We start from the raw sequence: 18961 nt of genomic DNA, 5'->3' as shown, positions 1-18961 counted from the left end.
ATTTTTATGAATAAGCAAAATTTAGCGTGGTGTAATGGCTTGATTGGTGTAATCATTTTTGCAGGCTCATTGCCTGCGACACGTATTGCAGTACAAGGTTTTAGCCCTGAATTTTTAACGGTTGCACGAGCAGCAATTGCAGCGGTTTTAGGATTCTTTTGTTTGCTATTTTATGATCAATTTAAACTTAAATTTCCAAATTATGCACAAATAAAATCTTTAAGTATCGTTGCTTTAGGGGTCGTGATTGGCTTTCCATTATTTACAGCTTTGGCTTTACAAAGCATTACTTCAGCACGTGCCATTGTATTTGTAGGTTTATTACCACTTTCTACAGCAATTTTTGCAGTTTTACGTGCGCATGAAAAACCGAGTTTAATATTCTGGTTTTTTGCTTTACTTGGAAGTAGCTTTGTCATCGGTTTTATGTTGTTGGATCGTCCACATTTACAGTTAAATCATGGTGATTTTTATATGATCATTGCAATTCTTTTATGTGGTCTAGGCTATGCTGAAGGTGGTCAACTCTCACGTAAACTTGGCAGTTGGCAAGTGATTTGTTGGGCACTTTTACTGGCTTTTCCATTTATGGCAATATTCAGTATTTATTATTTTCCGACTGATTTATCCCATATTTCTCTTTCAGCAATATTAGGTCTGGTTTATGTGTCTGCTTTTAGTATGCTGATTGGTTTTTTCTTTTGGTATAAAGGTTTAGCCTTAGGCGGTATTGCTAAAATTGGACAAATTCAACTATTGCAGCCTTTTATTGGTTTTTTATTCTCTGCGCTCTTTTTGGGTGAGTCGATTAGTTTTGTAATGTTTTTGGTCAGTATTTCAGTCTTGCTCTGTGTCAGTTTTGCCAAAAAATATGCTTAATAATCAGAACGAATTCTATGACATGGATGTCAGGATTTAGGTACGTTACGAATAATTAACGATAGCGCTTATTTCCACCCGAAGTATAACAATATTGCCCTCCTCTTGGACCCACACAATTAGAAGAACCGCTACAAGGACAAGCTCCACTCCTACTATTATTCACTATTTTTGAATTTTCACGTGTGGCTTTATAAGAAGAATATATGGGTTTTTGATCATTGGATTTCTCAACCAACTGTTTAATTTCTTTTTCTTTAAAACAATTTGATTCTTTACAAAGATGAGTTGATAAGACCCATTTAGGAGCATCAAATTCTTGTGAGATTCTATCCCATAAATTATTTCGCTCATAAATAAAGACTTTATCTCCTTTTTTAAGCTGGTCAACAATTTTTCCATTTACTGGATGATCTCGTACATTTAATTTATTCGTTTTTACAAATTGAAGTTCTAGTGGATAAAATGCATCATTTGGATTTTCATAATTTCCTTGGCTTAATGTTTTACTTAATATTTCTAGTCGGTCCACAACTTCATTAGGTTGGGCAAAACATATAAAGGGTATAAACAGTAAAATATAAAACAATGCTTTCATAATGCTTCCCCATAAAGCTTTTGATACAAAACATGCTTGAATTTTATTCAAAATTTTTTAAAAAAATTAAAGATTATTCAAAATAAAAAATCCAATAAGCTAGATCACAATTAGCTTATTGGATAGATTTAGATCAATTTATAAAAATTAGAAATTATAAATTGCAACCGCATTTACACGATTATCTTCACCTGTTTTACTGCCATTTGGTGCAGCGCCAAATGCTTCACGCTCACCAAATACATATTCTACACCAAAGCTAAGTGGTTTAACTGGGCTATAAAATACGTTTGCCCATGCTTGCCATAAGTCTTTGTTGGCTTTGGTCTTGTCTGCAAGCGCATTGACATATAAGTCATTTTCATCCGCTTTCATATAGCCATAACCCAAAGTACCACGTAACTTTTCATTGAATTGTTGAGTTACACCAACTGTAATAGAATCAAATTCATTGGTTTCAAGAATTTGATTATTTGCATCTGTCACAAAACCTTGGTTCGTCCACGATACAAAACTACTATCACCATTCACATGATAGTAATCAGCCTTTAATGATGTTTTTGGTGTAATGTCATATTTCACCCCCACACCCACACCCCAAGCAGTTTCTTCATCGGCTTTGGTACGCTTTTCAGTGACCATACCTCGTGCACTGAGTGCAAAATTATCTGCAAATTTATGATTTGCTCGTGCTGTAAATGCAGGTAAACGCGTATCAGAACTTGCATCTTTAGAATCTTCTAGTGCATAGACAAAATTCGTATCTGCATTTAACTTTTGCGTATAGCGTACTTGTGGTGTACGTTTTACTGCTCCACCGACAAAACCTAATGCATCAATTGATTCTGGCATAAAGTCAGGTGGTGCAAAGTTTGACCATGTTTGACCCACTAACCAATTACCATAGGTTAAATATGCATGGCGAATACGCAAAGTATCTAATGATGAGCCGCCTAAAAAGTCAACTTCAACTTTACCACCGACATCACCCGCTGCTGTTGGCGTTTTAAAATCAAAACCTAAACGGGTTGCTGCCAATGTTGATTTTAAATTGTCGCTATTTTCACTCACACCATCCAATGCAACAGCATTGATTTGGTTATAGATTCGACTTGCAGGACCACCTTCAATTTGATACTGCAAATCTGCTCGCACATTACCGTAGAAACTCATTTCAGCGCCACCTTTAGTCAAGGTTAAACCGTTGCGCTGAACAGCATCATCTTTATTTGCAAGTTGAACTTTTTCAGCTTGATAGTTTTGCAGTTGTACCGCTTGTTGCTGTTGCTGCTGTGTTTGCTGATTTAACAACTGACGTAATTCATTAATTTCATTACGTAACTGTGCAATTTCAGGATTCACATCTTTTGCTTGCAGCATTGTGGTACTACATAAACCCATTGCCAATAAAAGCGTTTTAACTTTCAAATTTTTGTTGTGAGTATTCATCCAAACCTCATTTCTTGATGATAATGGCATCATCCTTTGATGCCATGAATAAATTTATATGATTCAAAAGCATAAAGAAATTTATAAATAAATGTCTTTAGTTTAATTGACAGATGACTCAATTACTGATTCATTTTTAACCAAAGCTTGTGATGTTGTATCTTTGCTCTGATCTGTCGATGCTTTTAAATTCACCAAGAAGATTGCCAATGCTGCGATTACACCCGGGATAGCGATCGCTAAAAAGTTCATTTGATGTGGTAATTGTAAGGTCAATAATGCGCCTGTTAAGACTGGACCCACAATTGCACCGATTCGTCCAATGCCTGATGCCCAGCCCATACCTGTAGAACGAACTGCCGCTGGATAGAACTGTGCCACAAAAGTATAAAGTAAAATTTGTGAACCAATCGTTGCAGCACCAGCAATGGCAATCAGGGTATATAAAACCGCTTGTGGACTCTTAAAGCCAAGTAAAATTAATGCCAATGCACCCAATGCAAACATAATGGTTAAGACAGGTTTTAAGTGGAAGCGGTCTGACAATACCCCACCTCCAATCGCCCCCACCATACCACCAATATTTAGAGCAAAAAGGAAAATCATACTTGCACCAAGCGAGTAACCTGCTTGAATCATCAGTTTTGGTAGCCAACTACCCAATGCATAAACCATCAGTAAACACATAAAGAATGCTATCCAGAACATCAAGGTGCTAAAAGTACGCCCTTGTTGGAATAAAGCACGTAATGGCGCTTCATCACCTGCTGTTGCTTCGTTTAAGACAAATACAGTATCAGCAGCAATGGTTTTTTCTGGGGCAATTTTTTGCACATTTTCACGGACTTCGTCTGTTCTGCCTTTATTGGTTAAGAACATCAAAGACTCAGGTAAAAATTTCCAAATCAATGGTAAAGCTACAAATGGAATCACGGCGATATAGAACATGATTTTCCAACCATAATCAGTCACTAACCATGCACCTAACAATGCTGAAGTCATACCACCAATGGCATAGCCACTAAACATCACAGCAACCAAAGTACTGCGGATTTTTTTCGGTGCGTATTCAGTCATCAATGCCACAACGTTTGGCATAACACCACCGATACCTAAACCAGCCAGAAAACGTAAAATACCAAATTCAATCGGGTTTGATGCAAATGCACCAAGGAAAGTGAAGCCACTAAAAATTGCAACGCAAATCATGATGGTTTTTTTACGACCCAATTTATCCGACAAAGTTCCAAAGCACATTGCACCGAACATCATGCCAAATAAAGCCGTACTTGCGAGCATACCTGCCTGTACCGCAGATAATCCCCACTCTTGCATTAATAATGGTAATGCAACGCCATAAATAACCAAATCATAACCATCAAAAATAATAATCAGTAAACACCAAATTAATACGTTCCAATGAAATGGGGTGAACTTCGCTTCATCCACAATTGTATTTATATTTAGATTCGCCATACACTTTGCGCCTCCTGCGCGTGAACGGTAGAAAATTTATCAAACAATGAATTAAAGTGTTTTTAATGTCCAAAACCGATTGCGTATAAATCCATACCTAAAAAGTAGGTTTTTATTTTATGTTTTAAATAACAAATATTTACAAAGATATTAATTATTTTTCAATCATTTTTATTTTAGGATAAATAATCAAATTCATGCCTTTATTTTCCATATTAAAAAATCAAATAAAGATAATTTAAATACTATCTTTCATCTAAATTGACATTTTAAGGCAACTTTATTCTTAATTTATGATGCTTAATTTTTATTTAATAATATTTTTATTTAATGTGGATAATTTAAAAAATCAGTATGATTAAATCATTTTTCTCATTAGTCTTATTATAAAATGCGACCAAGGTCGATCATCAATGCTGAAATATTATACTGGTTCAAATTTAATATGTACTAAAAATACACAATCATTCAACATCCATGACATTTCCCTGAGCCTAAAAATGCATGGTTGTTGAATATTTGCACATGATCATATTGTTTTTTCTAAAGTACCCTACGTTCATAACCAATATGTTCAAGGTCATACACCTGATAAACACAGTCAAAAAGTGAATGAATGTCACTATTTTCATCCATATTTCGCATTGCCATAAAAATAGGACTGACCGCAGCATCATCTAATAATGGGATAAAATGTAAGTGTGATAAGTGAATATTCTGTGCACTACTCGGTACGATTGAGATCCCTTCAGCAGCAGCGACAAAACCTAGTGCAAGTTGCAACTCTCGTACTTCACGAACATTTTTTAGGTCTAAACCATATTCTGAAAATAAATGCCGTACTTGAGTCGAAAAGTTAGGTTTATGATGATTTGGATACAGCAAAATATGTTGATCGAGTAAATCTGCCAAATAAATACCATCTTTATATTGGCGAACTAAAGGACTACTGGCATGTACAGCGACCATTAAAGGTTCTTCACGCAGCAACACACGTTTTACCGCAGAATCGGAAATGCGTAAACGTCCAAAACCGACATCTATACGCCCCTCTTTCAGTGCTTCTATTTGATCGGTTGTGGTCATTTCGACCATTTCAATTTTAATATCCCGATTTTGCTGTTTGAATAAATAAACAATATTGGACAATAAGCCGAACAATAATGAACCAACAAAACCAATATTTAATGTACGATCAGCCAAACCGACACGCTTGGTCATCGACTTAACTTCCTCTGCATTAGACAAAAGTTTAACGGCGTGTTGATAGAAAAATTGACCTGCTTCTGTGGTTTTAAGTGGTCTACTTCCTCTAATAAATAGTTGAACATCCAGCTCATTTTCCAAATTTTGAATCTGTCGACTCAATGGTGGCTGTGCAATGAATAATTTTTCAGCAGCTTTGGTGAAACTTTGCTCTTCCACCACTGCAACAAAATAACGTAGATGTCTAAGTTCCATGACAACGAATACCTTTAAAGTATAAAAAAATACATAATTGATCTTCGACAAGACCTAATTTATTCATTTAAGGTATATAGCATGAAGTAAATTAGCAACAAAGTGAAGTTTTTTTAAACTGATTTTTTCAGATCTAAAAATCTAAATGGAATTGCAATCACATTTGGGCCAGCCTGTCAGCCAGCTACAAAAAGGAATGCTTGTCGCTCAGGATGACCTCATACTCTAGGAGCTTAGTATGAATCGTCAAGAAATTAATGAACTTGTGAAAAAAATGAATGTTGACACTGCCACTGGTGTTGTCGATGCTCGTGTACAGCAAGTGGTCGTTCGTCTATTAAGTGATTTATTCCAAGCGATTGAAGACTTAGATTTGTCTTCAACTGAAATCTGGAAAGGTCTCGAATATTTTACTGACGCAGGTAAAGCCAATGAGTTGGGACTTCTCGCAGCAGGTTTAGGTTTAGAACACTATTTGGACTTACGTGCTGATGAAGCGGATGCCAAAGCAGGTATTTCAGGTGGTACACCACGTACCATCGAAGGTCCATTATATGTAGCAGGTGCACCAGAATCGGTTGGTTTTGCTCGCATGGATGATGGCTCTGAATCTGACAAGGTTGATACTTTATTTATCGAAGGTCAAGTGACAGATACCGCAGGCAACCTTATCGAAGGTGCAAAAGTTGAAGTTTGGCATGCCAACAGTCTAGGCAATTATTCATTCTTTGATAAATCACAGTCTGATTTTAATTTACGTCGCACAATTTTATCTGATGCCAATGGTCAGTATGTCGCACAAACCACCATGCCAGTTGGCTATGGCTGCCCACCTGAAGGGACTACGCAGTTTGTACTGGACAAATTAGGTCGTCATGGTAATCGTCCTTCACATGTGCATTATTTTGTTTCTGCACCAGGTTATCGCAAACTCACCACACAATTTAATATCGAAGGTGATCAATACCTATGGGATGACTTTGCATTCGCAACCCGTGATGGCTTAGTCGCAGTCGCTGAAGACGTCACTGATGAAGCTGAAATTTCACGCCGTGGTGTAGGTAAACCCTTTAAACATATTACATTTAATGTACAACTTGTGAAAGAACAAGCTGCTGCACCTTCGACTGAAGTTGAGCGCCGCCGCGCTTCTGCATAAGGTCGATACCACACCCTTTTATTTTTAAAATGCTTTTGGAACTGAAATATTATTTTAAAAAATAAAATGATATTTCGGTGACTTGCCCACATTTGGACAGTCGGAGAACGGACATGCCACGTATTCCAGTGATTAACACTAGCCACCTAGATCGTATTGATGAATTACTTGTAGATGATTTTGAAACAGGTGAATTTAAACTTCATCGTTCAGTATTTACAGATCAAGCCCTTTTTGACCTCGAAATGAAATATATTTTCGAAGGGAATTGGGTCTATTTAGCTCATGAAAGTCAAATTCAAAATAATAACGACTATTACACCACACATATTGGTCGTCAGCCGATTTTGATCGCACGTAATCGTAATGGCGAACTTAATGCCATGATTAATGCCTGTTCACATCGTGGTGCGCAACTTTGCCGTCATAAACGTGGCAACAAAGCAACTTATACCTGCCCTTTCCACGGCTGGACATTTAACAACTCAGGTAAATTACTTAAAGTCAAAGATCCAAGTGAAGCAGGTTATTCTGATTGCTTTAACAAAGAAGGTTCGCATGATCTGAAAAAAGTTGCACGTTTTGAAAACTATAAAGGTTTCTTATTTGGTAGCTTAAACCCAGATGTACCATCTTTAGAAGAATTCTTAGGTGAAACCACAAAAATCATTGACATGATTGTAGATCAGTCTGAACAAGGTTTAGAAGTTTTACGAGGTTCTTCAACCTATACCTACGAAGGCAACTGGAAACTCACTGCTGAAAATGGTGCAGATGGTTATCACGTGTCTGCAGTGCATTGGAACTATGCGGCAACAACCCAACACCGTAAAGAAAAGCAACAAGAACTGGATAATGTTCGTGCCATGAGTGCAGGCTCTTGGGGTAAACAAGGTGGTGGTTCATACGGTTTTGATCATGGTCATATGCTACTTTGGACACAATGGGCAAACCCAGAAGACCGTCCAAATTTCGTCAAGGCTGAAGAATATACCGCAAAATTTGGCGCACCAATGTCAAAATGGATGATTGAACGTTCACGTAACTTATGTCTCTATCCAAACGTCTACTTAATGGATCAATTTGGTTCACAAATCCGTGTGTTACGTCCAATTTCTGTCAACAAAACTGAAGTGACGATTTATTGTATTGCGCCTGTAGGTGAAGCACCTGAAGCACGTGCTCGCCGTATCCGTCAGTACGAAGATTTCTTTAATGCTTCAGGTATGGCAACACCTGATGACTTAGAAGAATTCCGTGCATGCCAAGCAGGCTATGCAGGTATCGAACTTGAATGGAATGACATGTGCCGTGGTTCAAAACATTGGATTCAAGGTCCTGATGCTGCTGCAAATGAAATTGGTTTAAAACCTGCATTGAGCTGTATCAAAACTGAAGATGAAGGCTTATATCTTGCTCAACATCAATATTGGCTCAAAACCATGAAACATGCAATTTCTGCTGAAAAAGAACTTGCAGAATTAGAAACGGCTGCACAAGGAGAAACAGCATGAGTGCACAAGATAAAGCATCTTTAGAAAATATCGCCCAGTTCCTCTACCGTGAAGCACGTTTTTTAGATGATGAACAATGGGATGATTGGTTAAATTGTTATGCGCCTACAGCATCATTTTGGATGCCTGCTTGGGATGATGACGATAAACTCACTGAAGACCCACAAGCTGAAATCTCATTGATCTACTACCCTGACCGTCAAGGCTTAGAAGATCGTGTATTTCGTATCAAAACCGAACGTTCATCTGCAACCATGCCTGATACACGTACTGCACACAACATTGCTAATGTTGAAGTCGTAGAACGTGATGGTGACAAAGTCACAGTACGTTTTAACTGGAACACGTTAAGTTTCCGCTACAAAAACAGTTATAGCTACTTTGGCATGTCACGCTATGAGATTGATTTCTCAGGTGAACAACCACAAATTTTAAGTAAATATGTGGTATTAAAAAATGATTATATCAACCAAGTTATTGATATTTATCACCTCTGATATTGACCACCTCTAAAAACAAACAAGGATGACATTCAGCAAACTCCCTATGCTGAATGTCAAAAGTATCACAATTTAAGTAGGATTCTAGCCATGTCAAACCACAATGTTGCACTTCAATTTGAAGATGGCGTTACTCGTTTTATTAGTGTTGCTCAAGGTGAAACTTTATCTGATGCAGCCTATCGCCAAAAAATTAACATTCCTTTAGACTGCCGTGATGGTGCTTGCGGTACATGCCGTGCGTTTTGTGAGTCTGGCACTTATGACATGCCTGAAGAAAACTATATTGAAGATGCTTTAACCCCTGAAGAAGCAGAACAAGGCTACATTTTGGCGTGCCAATGTAAACCCAAATCTGATGCTGTATTCCAAATCCAAGCCACCTCAGATGTCTGTAAAACACAGATTCATGCATTCCAAGGTACTCTGGCACGTGTAGAAAATCTATCTGACTCAACCATTACCTTTGATATTCAACTCGATGAAGGTCAGCCAGATATTCATTTCCTTGCAGGTCAATATGTCAATGTTGTATTGCCAGGGACGACAGAAACTCGTTCTTATTCATTTAGTTCAAAACCAGGCAACCGCTTAACAGGCTTTGTTGTACGTAATGTCCCGAATGGTAAGATGAGCGAGTTTTTAAGTGCCAATGCTCAAGCTGGCGATAAAATGACATTCACAGGTCCATTTGGTAGTTTCTATTTACGTAATGTGGTGCGCCCTGTTCTTATGCTTGCAGGGGGTACAGGTATTGCACCATTTATGTCAATGCTACAAGTTCTAGAAGAAAAAGGTTCTGAACAACCAGTACGTTTAGTCTTCGGTGCAACCAATGATTGCGACCTTGTTGCGATTGAAAAACTCAATGAATTACAAGAAAAATTCTCTTGGTTCGAGTACCGTACTGTGATTGCACATCCTGACTCAAACCATGAACGTAAAGGCTATGTCACTGCACATATTGAAAATGACTGGTTAAATGCCGGTGATGTCGACATTTACCTTTGTGGTCCAGTTCCAATGGTTGAAGCTGTCCGTGGTTGGTTAGATACGGAAGGTGTAAAACCTGCCAATTTCTTATTTGAAAAATTCTCTGCGAATTGATGTATTCATAAGCCTAGTCATCGCACTAGGCTTTCATTTACTTAGCATTCAATCATTTAGGAAAATAAAATGTCAAACCCACAAAGATTTTTAAATAAAGTCGTGATCGTTACAGGTGCAGCCCAAGGCATCGGACGTGGTGTTGCATTACAAATTGCGGCAGAAGGTGCACAAGTTGTACTTGCAGATCGCTCAGATATTGTCGATGAAGTTTTAGCTGAAATCTCACAAAATCAAGGTGATGCCATTACAGTTCATGCAGACTTAGAAACATTTTCAGGCGCTGAATCCGTCGTGGCACAAGCCATTGCCAAATATGGTCGAGTTGATGCCCTGATCAACAATGTTGGCGGTGCAATCTGGATGAAACCTTTCCAAGAGTTTTCTGAAGAAGAAATCATCAAGGAAGTCAATCGCTCCTTGTTCCCAACACTCTGGTGTTGTCGTGCAGTATTGCCTGAAATGATTAAAAATCAACAAGGTACGATTGTAAATGTATCCTCGATTGCAACACGAGGAATTAACCGTGTACCTTACTCGGCATCAAAAGGTGGTGTCAATGCACTGACCGCAGCGATTGCTTTTGAACACGCCAAAGATGGTATTCGTATTAATGCTGTTGCCACAGGCGGTACAGAAGCACCTCCACGTAAAGTCCCACGCAATGCAAATCCATTATCAGACAATGAGAAACAATGGATGCAAGAAGTGGTAGATCAAACCATTGATCGTACTTTCCTTGGTCGATACGGTACGATTCAAGAACAAGTGAATGCAATTTTATTCTTAGCTTCAGATGAATCATCTTATATTACAGGCACAGTTGTTCCTGTCGGTGGTGGAGATCAGGGATAAAACTTATTATTCACCCTATCACATTGAAAATATTAAATAATTAAAATCTGCATCACGATGTGGATTTTACTTTTTAGTAAATACATGATTGAACAAAATTTTAAACATAATTCAGCAGGATCATTGAATTAAACATGCATGGAGGCAGATGCTTAATGGCAACCCTGTTTAAAACCTTAAAACAAGATTGGTCAATTTCAGCCACAGTTGCAGGCTTTTTAGCAGTCTTGATTTCCTATTCAGGTCCCCTGATTATTTTTTTCCAAGCTGCTCAACAAGCGAATGTCAGTAATGCCATGATGATTTCATGGATTTGGGGCATTTCAATTGGCGCAGCAGTTGCAGGGATATTTTTATCCATCAAATTTAAAGTGCCTGTCATTACCGCATGGTCTGCACCCGGTACAGCGCTGCTCGTCACCCTATTTCCAGATATTTCTTTAAATGAAGCCGTTGCTGCTTATATCACCTCAGCCGTGGTGATTTTCTTGATTGGCATCTCTGGCTCATTTGATAAGTTATTGAAATGGATACCACAGGATGTTGCCGCAGGCATGATGGCAGGGATTTTATTTCAGTTTGGCTTAGGTTTATTTAAAGCCACAGACACCATGCCCATCATCGTGTTTGGTATGCTTATGGTCTACTTGGTTGCAAAGCGTATCAATCCTCGTTATGCCATGATTTTCGTACTTATTTCAGGTGTGATTTTAAGTTTAGCTTTGGGCAAAATGAATCCTGTTGATGTCGATTTTTCATTGGCTATTCCACAATTTATCATGCCTGAATGGACATGGAACTCAACGCTCAATCTTGCGATTCCACTGACTTTAGTCAGCTTATCGGGGCAATTTCTACCCGGCATGGCGATCATGAAGCTCAGTGGTTATGACACCCCTGCTAAACCGATTATTACTGCCACAAGTGTTGCTTCCATGGCTGTAGCTTGTGTTGGTGGGATTACCATTGTCTTGGCATCCATCACAGCAGCCTTATGTATGGGCAAAGATGCGCATGAGCTAAAAGAAAAACGCTATATCGCAGGGATTGCCAATGGAATATTTTATATTTTAGGTGGTTTGTTTGCAGGTAGTATCGTGATGTTATTCACCTTATTACCTAAAGAATTGGTTGCTGCTTTGGCAGGGCTTGCGCTTCTTGGTGCAATTTCGACCAATATCGCCGTGTCAATGAAAAATGAAAATCAGCGCGATGCTGCTTTACTGACTTTTTTAGCAACGGCTTCAGGCATGAGTTTTTTGGGTCTAAGTTCAGTATTTTGGGGTATTTGTATCGGCATCGTGGCACATTTGATTTTAACCAAACGTCAAAAAGCATAAACCCAAACTTCAAGTTTTAAATAGAAAATAGCTCATCTAAATTTATTTTAGGTGAGACTTTTATTTATTCAGCCTTTCCATCCACATAGTGCCAATGCTTTTGATACGCCGAGCTAAATCCACCAATGAATCGAGGAGAATAATCTTTTTCTGACTTTGGTTTAAAATAGCCTTTTTCAACTGCCCAATCATATACAGGATAATCCAAGATCTATTCGGTCAAAATACCACTTAAATTATTTTTCTCAATCCACTCTTTGGCTTGTACTATATTTGAAAATACAGCTGAGCTAAATGTTGCACATTCTCCCTGAAAAATATAAACATTTTTATTCATCATCACACCTTATTTTTTTATTTTTAAACATTTATATTAAACCCTAAATCTATATCATATGCTGCTTGTCCACCTCGTACACCAAAGTTTTCTGCAGAAAGTTCACGCAAAATTATTTTAACATGATCTTTAGGAATGCCTATAGGCGCAAGATTATTGACAATGTTTTGATATAAATTCCGTTTCGCATCTAGAGAACGCCCAACAAAAGCATCTATCGTAATCAGAGTATAAAATTCAGGCTTTTCTCGATCTGGTGGACATTGAAAACTCTGTGGTTCATGCTCTACAAAACGTATATTACGATCATGAGGCAAAATTTTAAAAGCATCTCTAAAGGCTTTATGCACAGCCTCCATTATTTCTAATTCAGTATCAGGTGTATAATGTTTTCTGACTTCAATCATAATACTTGGCATTGTAATTATCCTATTTAACTGTATTTAATCTTTCAGCAATATTTATATTCCAATATATTTTTTATTTCAAACATATAAAAAAGCCTGATTTCTAACAATCAGGCTTTTAAATCTTTCAAAACAATCAATTACAACAAAGGCAATACTGATGGAACGATGTCATGAATGGTTTTACCTTGGCAAGACTCGCCCAGCGCAGACATTTTCCAAGCGCCATTGTGACGATATACTTTCGCAATAATCAATGCTGTGTAATTACCTTGTGCTGACAGATTATATTTTGCAACTTCAGTATTATTGGTTTCATCCACAACACGACAAAATGCATTCGCAACTTTTTCAAAAGTTTGACCACGGAAACTACTGATGGTAAATACAATTTGCTGAACTTGATCAGGGACACGTGTCAAATCAACAAAGATTTTCTCATCATCGCCATCACCCTCACCCGTCAAGTTATCACCTGAATGCTGAATACTACCATCACGGCTACGTAATTGAGCAAACCATACATTATCAAGCACTTGCTTATTGGCATCAAATAAAATCGCAGAAGCATCTAAATCAATAGAACCACCACCGCCAAACATACCACCTAAAAAGCCGCCACTTTTCGCAACGTCCCAACCTGCACCCAAATAAATTTTTGTTAATGAAGAACCATCTGGTTTTTCTAACGAAATTTTTTGACCTTTTACTAGACTAATACCCATTTATTGTTTCCCTTAGTTTGAATTTCCACGACCTAAAGCCGATGCCAACCACTGTAAATAACTTGCACGATTTCTAGAACATACAATCACTTTGCCATGCCCTCGAAACTTAATCACTAAACCTTCACCACTGGTGAGGCTATTAAAAATATTACCCACAATACCGCTACCGCCTGAGGTTGGCATGCCAATGTTATAATTTAAAGAGGCATCCCATGCAGCAACGTGTCCGTTATCAATGGTGACTTCACCTTGTTCAGGGGTAATATCTAATTCAAGCAATGTACCGCTACCTGAAATACACACTTGCCCTTGCCCACTGGTTTCCATCACGACAAAACCACCTGTACCACCAAATAGTGCACCACCAATATTGCTTTGCACTTTGGCTTTGATATTGGTCTGTTCAGTTGCAGCAACAAAAGAGCCATCTGACAAAATATACTGACGTTGTCCAACCTCTAAAATCTGCATATCACCATCTAAATTTGGTGAGAGCAAGCATTCACCATCACCTTTTGAAGCTTTGATTTGCTGCTGAAATAAAGACTCACCTGAAGTAAATTTACGCATAAATGCCTGAAACACACCGCCACGTAGTTTCCCTGTCACCTCAAGGTTTTGTTCTACCATCACCATGGCATCTGATTCACAATAAATCGACTCACCACGGGTCATACTGACATGTAAAAAAGGTTCTGGACTACCGACTAAGGTAAAAGTTGCCATCGTTTTCTGTCCTATTTAATGATATTTTTTTGCTGTGCAGCTTTAAGCCACATTGGAAATTCATTTAACAATAAATCATACAGTTGCGACTCAGGCATACTGTCAATATTGTCCATCTCAAAGAAATTACAGTTGTCAATTACACGCCCTGACATTTCATCTAACTGTTCAAGCACACCATAGTTGCGCCCACCGATGCCGACAAATTGCCAAAATATTGCTTGATTCGAAGCATCTTTTAAAATCTGTTTAATTTTCTTGGTTTCAGACACACCACCATCCGAAATAAACACCACATACACAGGCAAGTCTGATGGACTTTGTTGAGTAAAATAATCAATCACTGCATTCAGTGCCACAGGTTCATTGTTAAAACGTGCGCCAGCATCCCATTTTTTATGACCACCTTGTTCTTTATTAATATAATTTTTTAAATTTCCAAGATGTACATCGCTGAGACGTAAAGCATTTTGAGCAAATGCCCAACATTCAAAACTACCGTCATCATCAAAATTCACAGCCAAAGGCATGATACGATCTAAAACTTTTTGTACATCGCCTTTTTTATATTGTTGATTCATCGAACCTGAATAGTCGAGAACCAATGCCACACGTGCTTTTACACCCAGTAAATTATTTTTTTCTAAACTCAATAAAGACTTTTTCGTCAGATCTAAAAGCTGCGGTGCAGATTTTTCGATTTTATCTAAAACCAGTTTTTTCTTGAGATCAAGCGTTGATGTTGGCTGTGTATTGTTTGACTGATGACTTACATTTACAGTTTCTTGATGTGCAGATGTTGTTTCTTCAGCAACTTCACCACCAAAATGTTCAACCAAAGCTTTTAAGCCCCCGTTAAAGCCCTGCCCAACGGCAGTCATTCGCCAAGCATCATTTTTAAAATAAATTTCACACAGCATTGAGGCTTTTTCTTGCTGAAAATGGGTCGCAGTTAATAGATAACTTGCTAATACTTGCGATTGTGGATTGAGCAATTCAACTTGAATCTGTTCAATATTTTTCAAACTCAGTTGTGCATCATCTACAGTGGCACAAATCACAAAACGTGGGGTTTTCTGAGCATCTATTTCACTCAGATCAAACTGAAAAATATGTTGCTGTCCGTGTTGTGAATATTGCACTTCATTTTCAGGGCTTTTCGGTTGGTTGAAAAAAGTCATGTAATCATCATGATAAAGCTGATCATTTTGCCCCAAACCAAAACTTGCAATATCAATATCGAATGCTGCTTGAATCTGCACACGCACACTAAATTGCTGCGCTGCATGTAGCACCTGCATCAATGCAAATTTTTGTCCAGAAACCAATTGCATAATTTTTCTCTAATTTTAGCACTTGAAAACGATCTATTGAAACTATTGAAAATCATTTTCAAGTACTAAAAGATTGCTCTTTTAGTACTGTGTTTGCACAAATTTTACAGATTAAACTGCAACACCGTAGCTCGCTGCTAATGCACCTAAACCACCGTTAAAGCCTTGACCTACAGCTTTGAATTTCCACTCGCCACTGTGACGGTATAATTCACCAAAGATCATTGCAACTTCAGTGCTACCATCTTCAGACAAGTCAAAACGTGCAAGTTCTTCACCATTTGCATCTTGGTTGATGACACGGATGTATGCACGGTCTACTTGACCAAAGTTTTGGTTATTTTGCTGACCTTCATGGATCGTAACTGCGAATACAACTTTTGCAATATTTGCAGGAACTTTAGACAAATCTACAGAAATCGTTTCATCATCACCATCGCCATCACCTGTACGGTTGTCGCCTTGATGCGTTACAGAACCACATGGAGAAACTTTTTGGTTAAAGAAAATAAAACCGCCATCACCTGTCACTTTGCCATTTTCATCAGTCAAAAATGCGACTGCATCTAAGTCAAACGCTTTACCGTCAGTTACACGTGGGTTCCAACCTAAACCTAAATCCACCTTGTTCATTGTCGGTGCAGTTTTAGATAAGTTAATGTTACCGCCTTTAGATAAGCTAATCGCCATGTCTTAGTTTCCTTCTTCTGTTGATTCTAACTTTTGCTGTTTCTTACTGTACGAAATTGATGACAATACCGCCCATACAATGAACGCCACACCAATCAATCCTGTTACAACTTCTGGTACATGCACACCAGTACCACTTGCAAGCATAATCAGTGCTAAAGCACCAATGGCATAATGTGCACCATGCTCTAAGTATACATAGGCATCCAATGTGCCTTTTTCAACAAGGTAAATGGTCATAGAACGAACAAACATCGCACCAATCGCCAAACCTAACATAATGACAACAACATCATTGGTAATTGCAAATGCACCAATTACACCATCAAAACTAAATGAAGCATCTAAAACTTCTAAATACAAGAAGCCACCGATACCACCTTTCACTACTGTACCTGTTACAGTTGCGTTGCCATTTGAAGATTTCTCATCTTCTTCGTCATCATCTGAGCCACTGCCTTCTAGTAAATGTCCAATAACTTGCACACCAACATAGACCACAATACCCCAAATCCCTGCCATCACCACAACTAAACGCTGTGCATCTGGAACAAAACCTGCGATCACTAACAATGCAATCAGTGAAATAAAGACTGAAATGGCTTGAATATTACCTAAATCTGCCAGTTTTGATTCCAACCAATGAAACCAATGTTCATCTTTTTCATCATCAAAAAGGAAGTTTAAGAACACAAGTAATAAGAAAATACCACCAAAAGCAGCAATTTCCGCATGATGTGCCATCAGTTTTTCTGAATAAGTTTTCGGGTCATTCAGTGCAAGTTTTGCCACTTCGACCATACTCATATCGGCAGTTACACCCACAATGAGCAATGGAAACACCAATCGCATACCAAATACAGCAACGATAATACCGACTGTTAAGAATAGTTTTCGCCAGAACATATCCCAATGCTTCAATACCGAAGCATTGACCACGGCATTATCAAAAGACAACGACACTTCCATGATGGCTAAAATACCTGTAATCGCAAGTACTTTTAGCATCATCATCACGCCTGCTTCAGGACCGTGTGTAAATCCCCAATATGCCGAAATTGCTAAACATATAATGGTAAAAATTATCGAAAATCTAAAATGCTTCATTCATTCCACTCATCTTAGATGCTAATGCCATACTGATGGCACATCGCACGTAAACCACCCGCATAGCCCTGACCTACAGCACGGAATTTCCATTCACCGTTATGACGATACAATTCACCAAACACCATCGCTGTTTCAGTTGAATAATCTTCATTTAAATCAAAACGTACAATTTCAACATTGCTTTGATCATTCACAACACGAATAAACGCATTTTGTACTTGACCAAAGTTTTGACCACGTTGTTCTGCATCATGAATAGTCACAGTAATCGCAATTTTTTGAATATCCGCAGGCACTAAACCTAAATTGATTTTAACGGCTTCATCATCGCCATCGCCATCACCTGTACGGTTATCGCCTGTATGCTCTACAGAACCTTCTGGTGAACGTGTTTGGTTATAGAAAATAAAATCATGTTCACCACGAACTTTATCATTTGCACCCAATAAAAATGCAGATGCATCTAAGTCAAAATCAGCACCATCTGTTGCACGTGCATCCCAACCCAAACCGACAAGAACTTGAGAAAGTGATGGATCTGTTTTGCTAAGTGATAAATTTCCACCTTTATTTAAAGTAATAGCCATGTTGCTTATCCCTTTATCTATGAAATTGATTGTTAAAAATTTTAATACTAATCTTTCGACCCTTGCGTCCAACGGAAACCAAAACGATAATGTTGGTCTAAATATTGTTGATCTTGGAAATAACGCACTTCACGATTGGCTTGGATGCTACCACCAACATTTTTCAGCTCAACAATCGCACAAGTTGTTAAATGATTACCATCGGTTAAACGCACTTCGATTTCAGGTTGATTTGGAATACGAATCGTTACCACACCATCGGTTGCCGCCCATTGCGCCACACCCGAATAAATATAGGTATAAATCACAATGCGTTCGATTTCATCCCAACGATCACCATTGATGTGTAAATTCTCACCTGTTGTTCTTGCACCTGTACGATCATCACCATCCAAATGAATAAATGGTGGGCGATCATAGTGTCCAAACTGATTACCTAAAGGCTGTACTAAAGCCACTTGTCCGCCTTTAAACTGAATCATCGCACCAAGATCTAAATCAATGGTTTTATTACCGCCAACCAATTTTTTAAAGAACGAACCAGACTGTGCAGCTTGACCTTGATTCCAATTTAAATTCACTGAAATACGACCAAAACCCGTCCCTTTTTTGGTGAGGTTAATACTTGAATTACTTTTATCGAGTTTAATTTTAGATAAATTTAAACTTGAGCTTGGCGTTGGCGTTGGCGTTGGCGTTGCTGT

Annotated in this window: 21 protein-coding genes; 7 read left to right on the top strand and 14 right to left on the bottom strand. The window is 38.2% G+C overall.

All coding sequences use genetic code 11. From position 1 onward, the window contains the following. Nucleotides 1–6: 6 nt before the first annotated feature. Nucleotides 7–879: a DMT family transporter gene (locus tag AVJ19_RS07345; protein ID WP_111859111.1), complete on the top strand. Its 873-nt coding sequence runs from the start codon at nt 7–9 to the stop codon at nt 877–879. Nucleotides 880–934: 55 nt separating this feature from the next. Here AVJ19_RS07345 and AVJ19_RS07340 read toward each other — a convergent pair whose 3' ends face one another. The 4 genes from AVJ19_RS07340 to AVJ19_RS07325 all read right to left on the bottom strand — a co-directional run bounded on the left by AVJ19_RS07340 (nt 935) and on the right by AVJ19_RS07325 (nt 5863). After that, nucleotides 935–1477: an SH3 domain-containing protein gene (locus AVJ19_RS07340; protein ID WP_111859110.1), complete on the bottom strand. Its 543-nt coding sequence runs from the start codon at nt 1475–1477 to the stop codon at nt 935–937. A 147-nt stretch (nt 1478–1624) separates the two neighbouring features. Continuing rightward, nucleotides 1625–2926, bottom strand: a complete 1302-nt coding sequence (locus tag AVJ19_RS07335) for a DcaP family trimeric outer membrane transporter (RefSeq protein ID WP_111859109.1) — start codon at nt 2924–2926, stop codon at nt 1625–1627. A 102-nt stretch (nt 2927–3028) separates the two neighbouring features. Then, on the bottom strand, nt 3029–4402 hold the full coding sequence (locus AVJ19_RS07330; RefSeq protein ID WP_111859108.1) for an MFS transporter: 1374 nt from the start codon (nt 4400–4402) through the stop codon (nt 3029–3031). Nucleotides 4403–4945: 543 nt separating this feature from the next. After that, nucleotides 4946–5863, bottom strand: coding sequence for a LysR family transcriptional regulator (locus AVJ19_RS07325; protein ID WP_111859107.1), 918 nt, complete (start codon nt 5861–5863; stop codon nt 4946–4948). A 238-nt stretch (nt 5864–6101) separates the two neighbouring features. Here AVJ19_RS07325 and catA point away from each other — a divergent pair, with 238 nt between their 5' ends. The 6 genes from catA to benE all read left to right on the top strand — a co-directional run bounded on the left by catA (nt 6102) and on the right by benE (nt 12338). Next, nucleotides 6102–7022, top strand: a complete 921-nt coding sequence (gene catA / locus AVJ19_RS07320; protein ID WP_111859106.1) for a catechol 1,2-dioxygenase — start codon at nt 6102–6104, stop codon at nt 7020–7022. 113 nt (nt 7023–7135) lie between these two features. Continuing rightward, nucleotides 7136–8536: a benzoate 1,2-dioxygenase large subunit gene (gene benA, locus AVJ19_RS07315; protein WP_111859105.1), complete on the top strand. Its 1401-nt coding sequence runs from the start codon at nt 7136–7138 to the stop codon at nt 8534–8536. Further along, nucleotides 8533–9033, top strand: coding sequence for a benzoate 1,2-dioxygenase small subunit (benB, locus tag AVJ19_RS07310; RefSeq protein WP_065995102.1), 501 nt, complete (start codon nt 8533–8535; stop codon nt 9031–9033). The genes benA and benB overlap by 4 nt, the downstream gene beginning before the upstream one ends. A gap of 93 nt (nt 9034–9126) precedes the next feature. Beyond that, nucleotides 9127–10143, top strand: a complete 1017-nt coding sequence (benC, locus tag AVJ19_RS07305; protein WP_111859104.1) for a benzoate 1,2-dioxygenase electron transfer component BenC — start codon at nt 9127–9129, stop codon at nt 10141–10143. 69 nt (nt 10144–10212) lie between these two features. Beyond that, a complete protein-coding gene (benD, locus tag AVJ19_RS07300; RefSeq protein ID WP_111859103.1) occupies nt 10213–10998 on the top strand; it encodes a benzoate diol dehydrogenase BenD in 786 nt (261 codons plus the stop codon). A gap of 155 nt (nt 10999–11153) precedes the next feature. Then, nucleotides 11154–12338, top strand: a complete 1185-nt coding sequence (gene benE, locus AVJ19_RS07295; RefSeq protein WP_111859102.1) for a benzoate/H(+) symporter BenE — start codon at nt 11154–11156, stop codon at nt 12336–12338. Between the two features lie 64 nt (nt 12339–12402). Here the strand turns inward: benE and AVJ19_RS22335 are convergent, their stop codons facing one another. From AVJ19_RS22335 to AVJ19_RS07250, 10 genes are all read right to left on the bottom strand, one after another. Then, a complete protein-coding gene (locus AVJ19_RS22335; protein WP_213067207.1) occupies nt 12403–12546 on the bottom strand; it encodes a hypothetical protein in 144 nt (47 codons plus the stop codon). Between the two features lie 3 nt (nt 12547–12549). After that, nucleotides 12550–12675 (bottom strand): hypothetical protein, encoded by a 126-nt coding sequence (locus tag AVJ19_RS22665; RefSeq protein WP_265736081.1) that lies wholly within the window; start codon nt 12673–12675, stop codon nt 12550–12552. A gap of 23 nt (nt 12676–12698) precedes the next feature. Continuing rightward, nucleotides 12699–13094 carry a tautomerase family protein gene (locus tag AVJ19_RS07285; protein ID WP_111859101.1) on the bottom strand — a complete coding sequence of 132 codons (396 nt, stop codon included), beginning with the start codon at nt 13092–13094 and terminating at the stop codon, nt 12699–12701. Between the two features lie 128 nt (nt 13095–13222). Beyond that, nucleotides 13223–13807, bottom strand: a complete 585-nt coding sequence (locus AVJ19_RS07280) for a TerD family protein (RefSeq protein ID WP_111859100.1) — start codon at nt 13805–13807, stop codon at nt 13223–13225. Nucleotides 13808–13819: 12 nt separating this feature from the next. Then, nucleotides 13820–14536 carry a TIGR00266 family protein gene (locus tag AVJ19_RS07275; RefSeq protein ID WP_111859099.1) on the bottom strand — a complete coding sequence of 239 codons (717 nt, stop codon included), beginning with the start codon at nt 14534–14536 and terminating at the stop codon, nt 13820–13822. Nucleotides 14537–14547: 11 nt separating this feature from the next. After that, complete coding sequence (locus AVJ19_RS07270) at nt 14548–15870, bottom strand: VWA domain-containing protein (RefSeq protein WP_111859098.1); 1323 nt, start codon at nt 15868–15870, stop codon at nt 14548–14550. A gap of 111 nt (nt 15871–15981) precedes the next feature. Then, the gene (locus tag AVJ19_RS07265) at nt 15982–16560 is read right to left on the bottom strand and encodes a TerD family protein (protein ID WP_111859097.1); all 579 of its coding nucleotides are present in this window, start codon (nt 16558–16560) and stop codon (nt 15982–15984) included. A 3-nt stretch (nt 16561–16563) separates the two neighbouring features. Further along, entirely contained in the window at nt 16564–17667 is a 1104-nt protein-coding gene (locus AVJ19_RS07260) for a DUF475 domain-containing protein (protein ID WP_111859096.1), read from the bottom strand. Between the two features lie 14 nt (nt 17668–17681). After that, the gene (locus tag AVJ19_RS07255) at nt 17682–18257 is read right to left on the bottom strand and encodes a TerD family protein (protein ID WP_111859095.1); all 576 of its coding nucleotides are present in this window, start codon (nt 18255–18257) and stop codon (nt 17682–17684) included. Between the two features lie 47 nt (nt 18258–18304). Beyond that, on the bottom strand, nt 18305–18961 hold a 657-nt coding region (locus AVJ19_RS07250; protein ID WP_416240574.1), incomplete at its 5' end, for a TerD family protein.

Origin of the sequence: Acinetobacter sp. CFCC 10889, assembly GCF_003268395.1 — a bacterium.
In the GTDB taxonomy this organism is placed as follows: domain Bacteria; phylum Pseudomonadota; class Gammaproteobacteria; order Pseudomonadales; family Moraxellaceae; genus Acinetobacter.
This window is presented reverse-complemented; position numbering and strand designations above follow the sequence as displayed.

What these genes read in the sequence shown, in the direction of transcription:
- AVJ19_RS07325 (WP_111859107.1), bottom strand. Translation starts at nt 5,863, where the DNA reads ATGGAACTTAGACATCTACGTTATTTTGTTGCAGTGGTGGAAGAGCAA.
- benD (WP_111859103.1), top strand. Translation starts at nt 10,213, where the DNA reads ATGTCAAACCCACAAAGATTTTTAAATAAAGTCGTGATCGTTACAGGT.
- AVJ19_RS07260 (WP_111859096.1), bottom strand. Translation starts at nt 17,667, where the DNA reads ATGAAGCATTTTAGATTTTCGATAATTTTTACCATTATATGTTTAGCA.
- AVJ19_RS07280 (WP_111859100.1), bottom strand. Translation starts at nt 13,807, where the DNA reads ATGGGTATTAGTCTAGTAAAAGGTCAAAAAATTTCGTTAGAAAAACCA.
- benA (WP_111859105.1), top strand. Translation starts at nt 7,136, where the DNA reads ATGCCACGTATTCCAGTGATTAACACTAGCCACCTAGATCGTATTGAT.
- AVJ19_RS07285 (WP_111859101.1), bottom strand. Translation starts at nt 13,094, where the DNA reads ATGCCAAGTATTATGATTGAAGTCAGAAAACATTATACACCTGATACT.
- benC (WP_111859104.1), top strand. Translation starts at nt 9,127, where the DNA reads ATGTCAAACCACAATGTTGCACTTCAATTTGAAGATGGCGTTACTCGT.
- AVJ19_RS07270 (WP_111859098.1), bottom strand. Translation starts at nt 15,870, where the DNA reads ATGCAATTGGTTTCTGGACAAAAATTTGCATTGATGCAGGTGCTACAT.
- catA (WP_111859106.1), top strand. Translation starts at nt 6,102, where the DNA reads ATGAATCGTCAAGAAATTAATGAACTTGTGAAAAAAATGAATGTTGAC.
- AVJ19_RS07275 (WP_111859099.1), bottom strand. Translation starts at nt 14,536, where the DNA reads ATGGCAACTTTTACCTTAGTCGGTAGTCCAGAACCTTTTTTACATGTC.
- AVJ19_RS07255 (WP_111859095.1), bottom strand. Translation starts at nt 18,257, where the DNA reads ATGGCTATTACTTTAAATAAAGGTGGAAATTTATCACTTAGCAAAACA.
- benE (WP_111859102.1), top strand. Translation starts at nt 11,154, where the DNA reads ATGGCAACCCTGTTTAAAACCTTAAAACAAGATTGGTCAATTTCAGCC.
- AVJ19_RS07330 (WP_111859108.1), bottom strand. Translation starts at nt 4,402, where the DNA reads ATGGCGAATCTAAATATAAATACAATTGTGGATGAAGCGAAGTTCACC.
- AVJ19_RS07340 (WP_111859110.1), bottom strand. Translation starts at nt 1,477, where the DNA reads ATGAAAGCATTGTTTTATATTTTACTGTTTATACCCTTTATATGTTTT.
- benB (WP_065995102.1), top strand. Translation starts at nt 8,533, where the DNA reads ATGAGTGCACAAGATAAAGCATCTTTAGAAAATATCGCCCAGTTCCTC.
- AVJ19_RS07345 (WP_111859111.1), top strand. Translation starts at nt 7, where the DNA reads ATGAATAAGCAAAATTTAGCGTGGTGTAATGGCTTGATTGGTGTAATC.
- AVJ19_RS22665 (WP_265736081.1), bottom strand. Translation starts at nt 12,675, where the DNA reads ATGAATAAAAATGTTTATATTTTTCAGGGAGAATGTGCAACATTTAGC.
- AVJ19_RS07265 (WP_111859097.1), bottom strand. Translation starts at nt 16,560, where the DNA reads ATGGCGATTAGCTTATCTAAAGGCGGTAACATTAACTTATCTAAAACT.
- AVJ19_RS07335 (WP_111859109.1), bottom strand. Translation starts at nt 2,926, where the DNA reads ATGAATACTCACAACAAAAATTTGAAAGTTAAAACGCTTTTATTGGCA.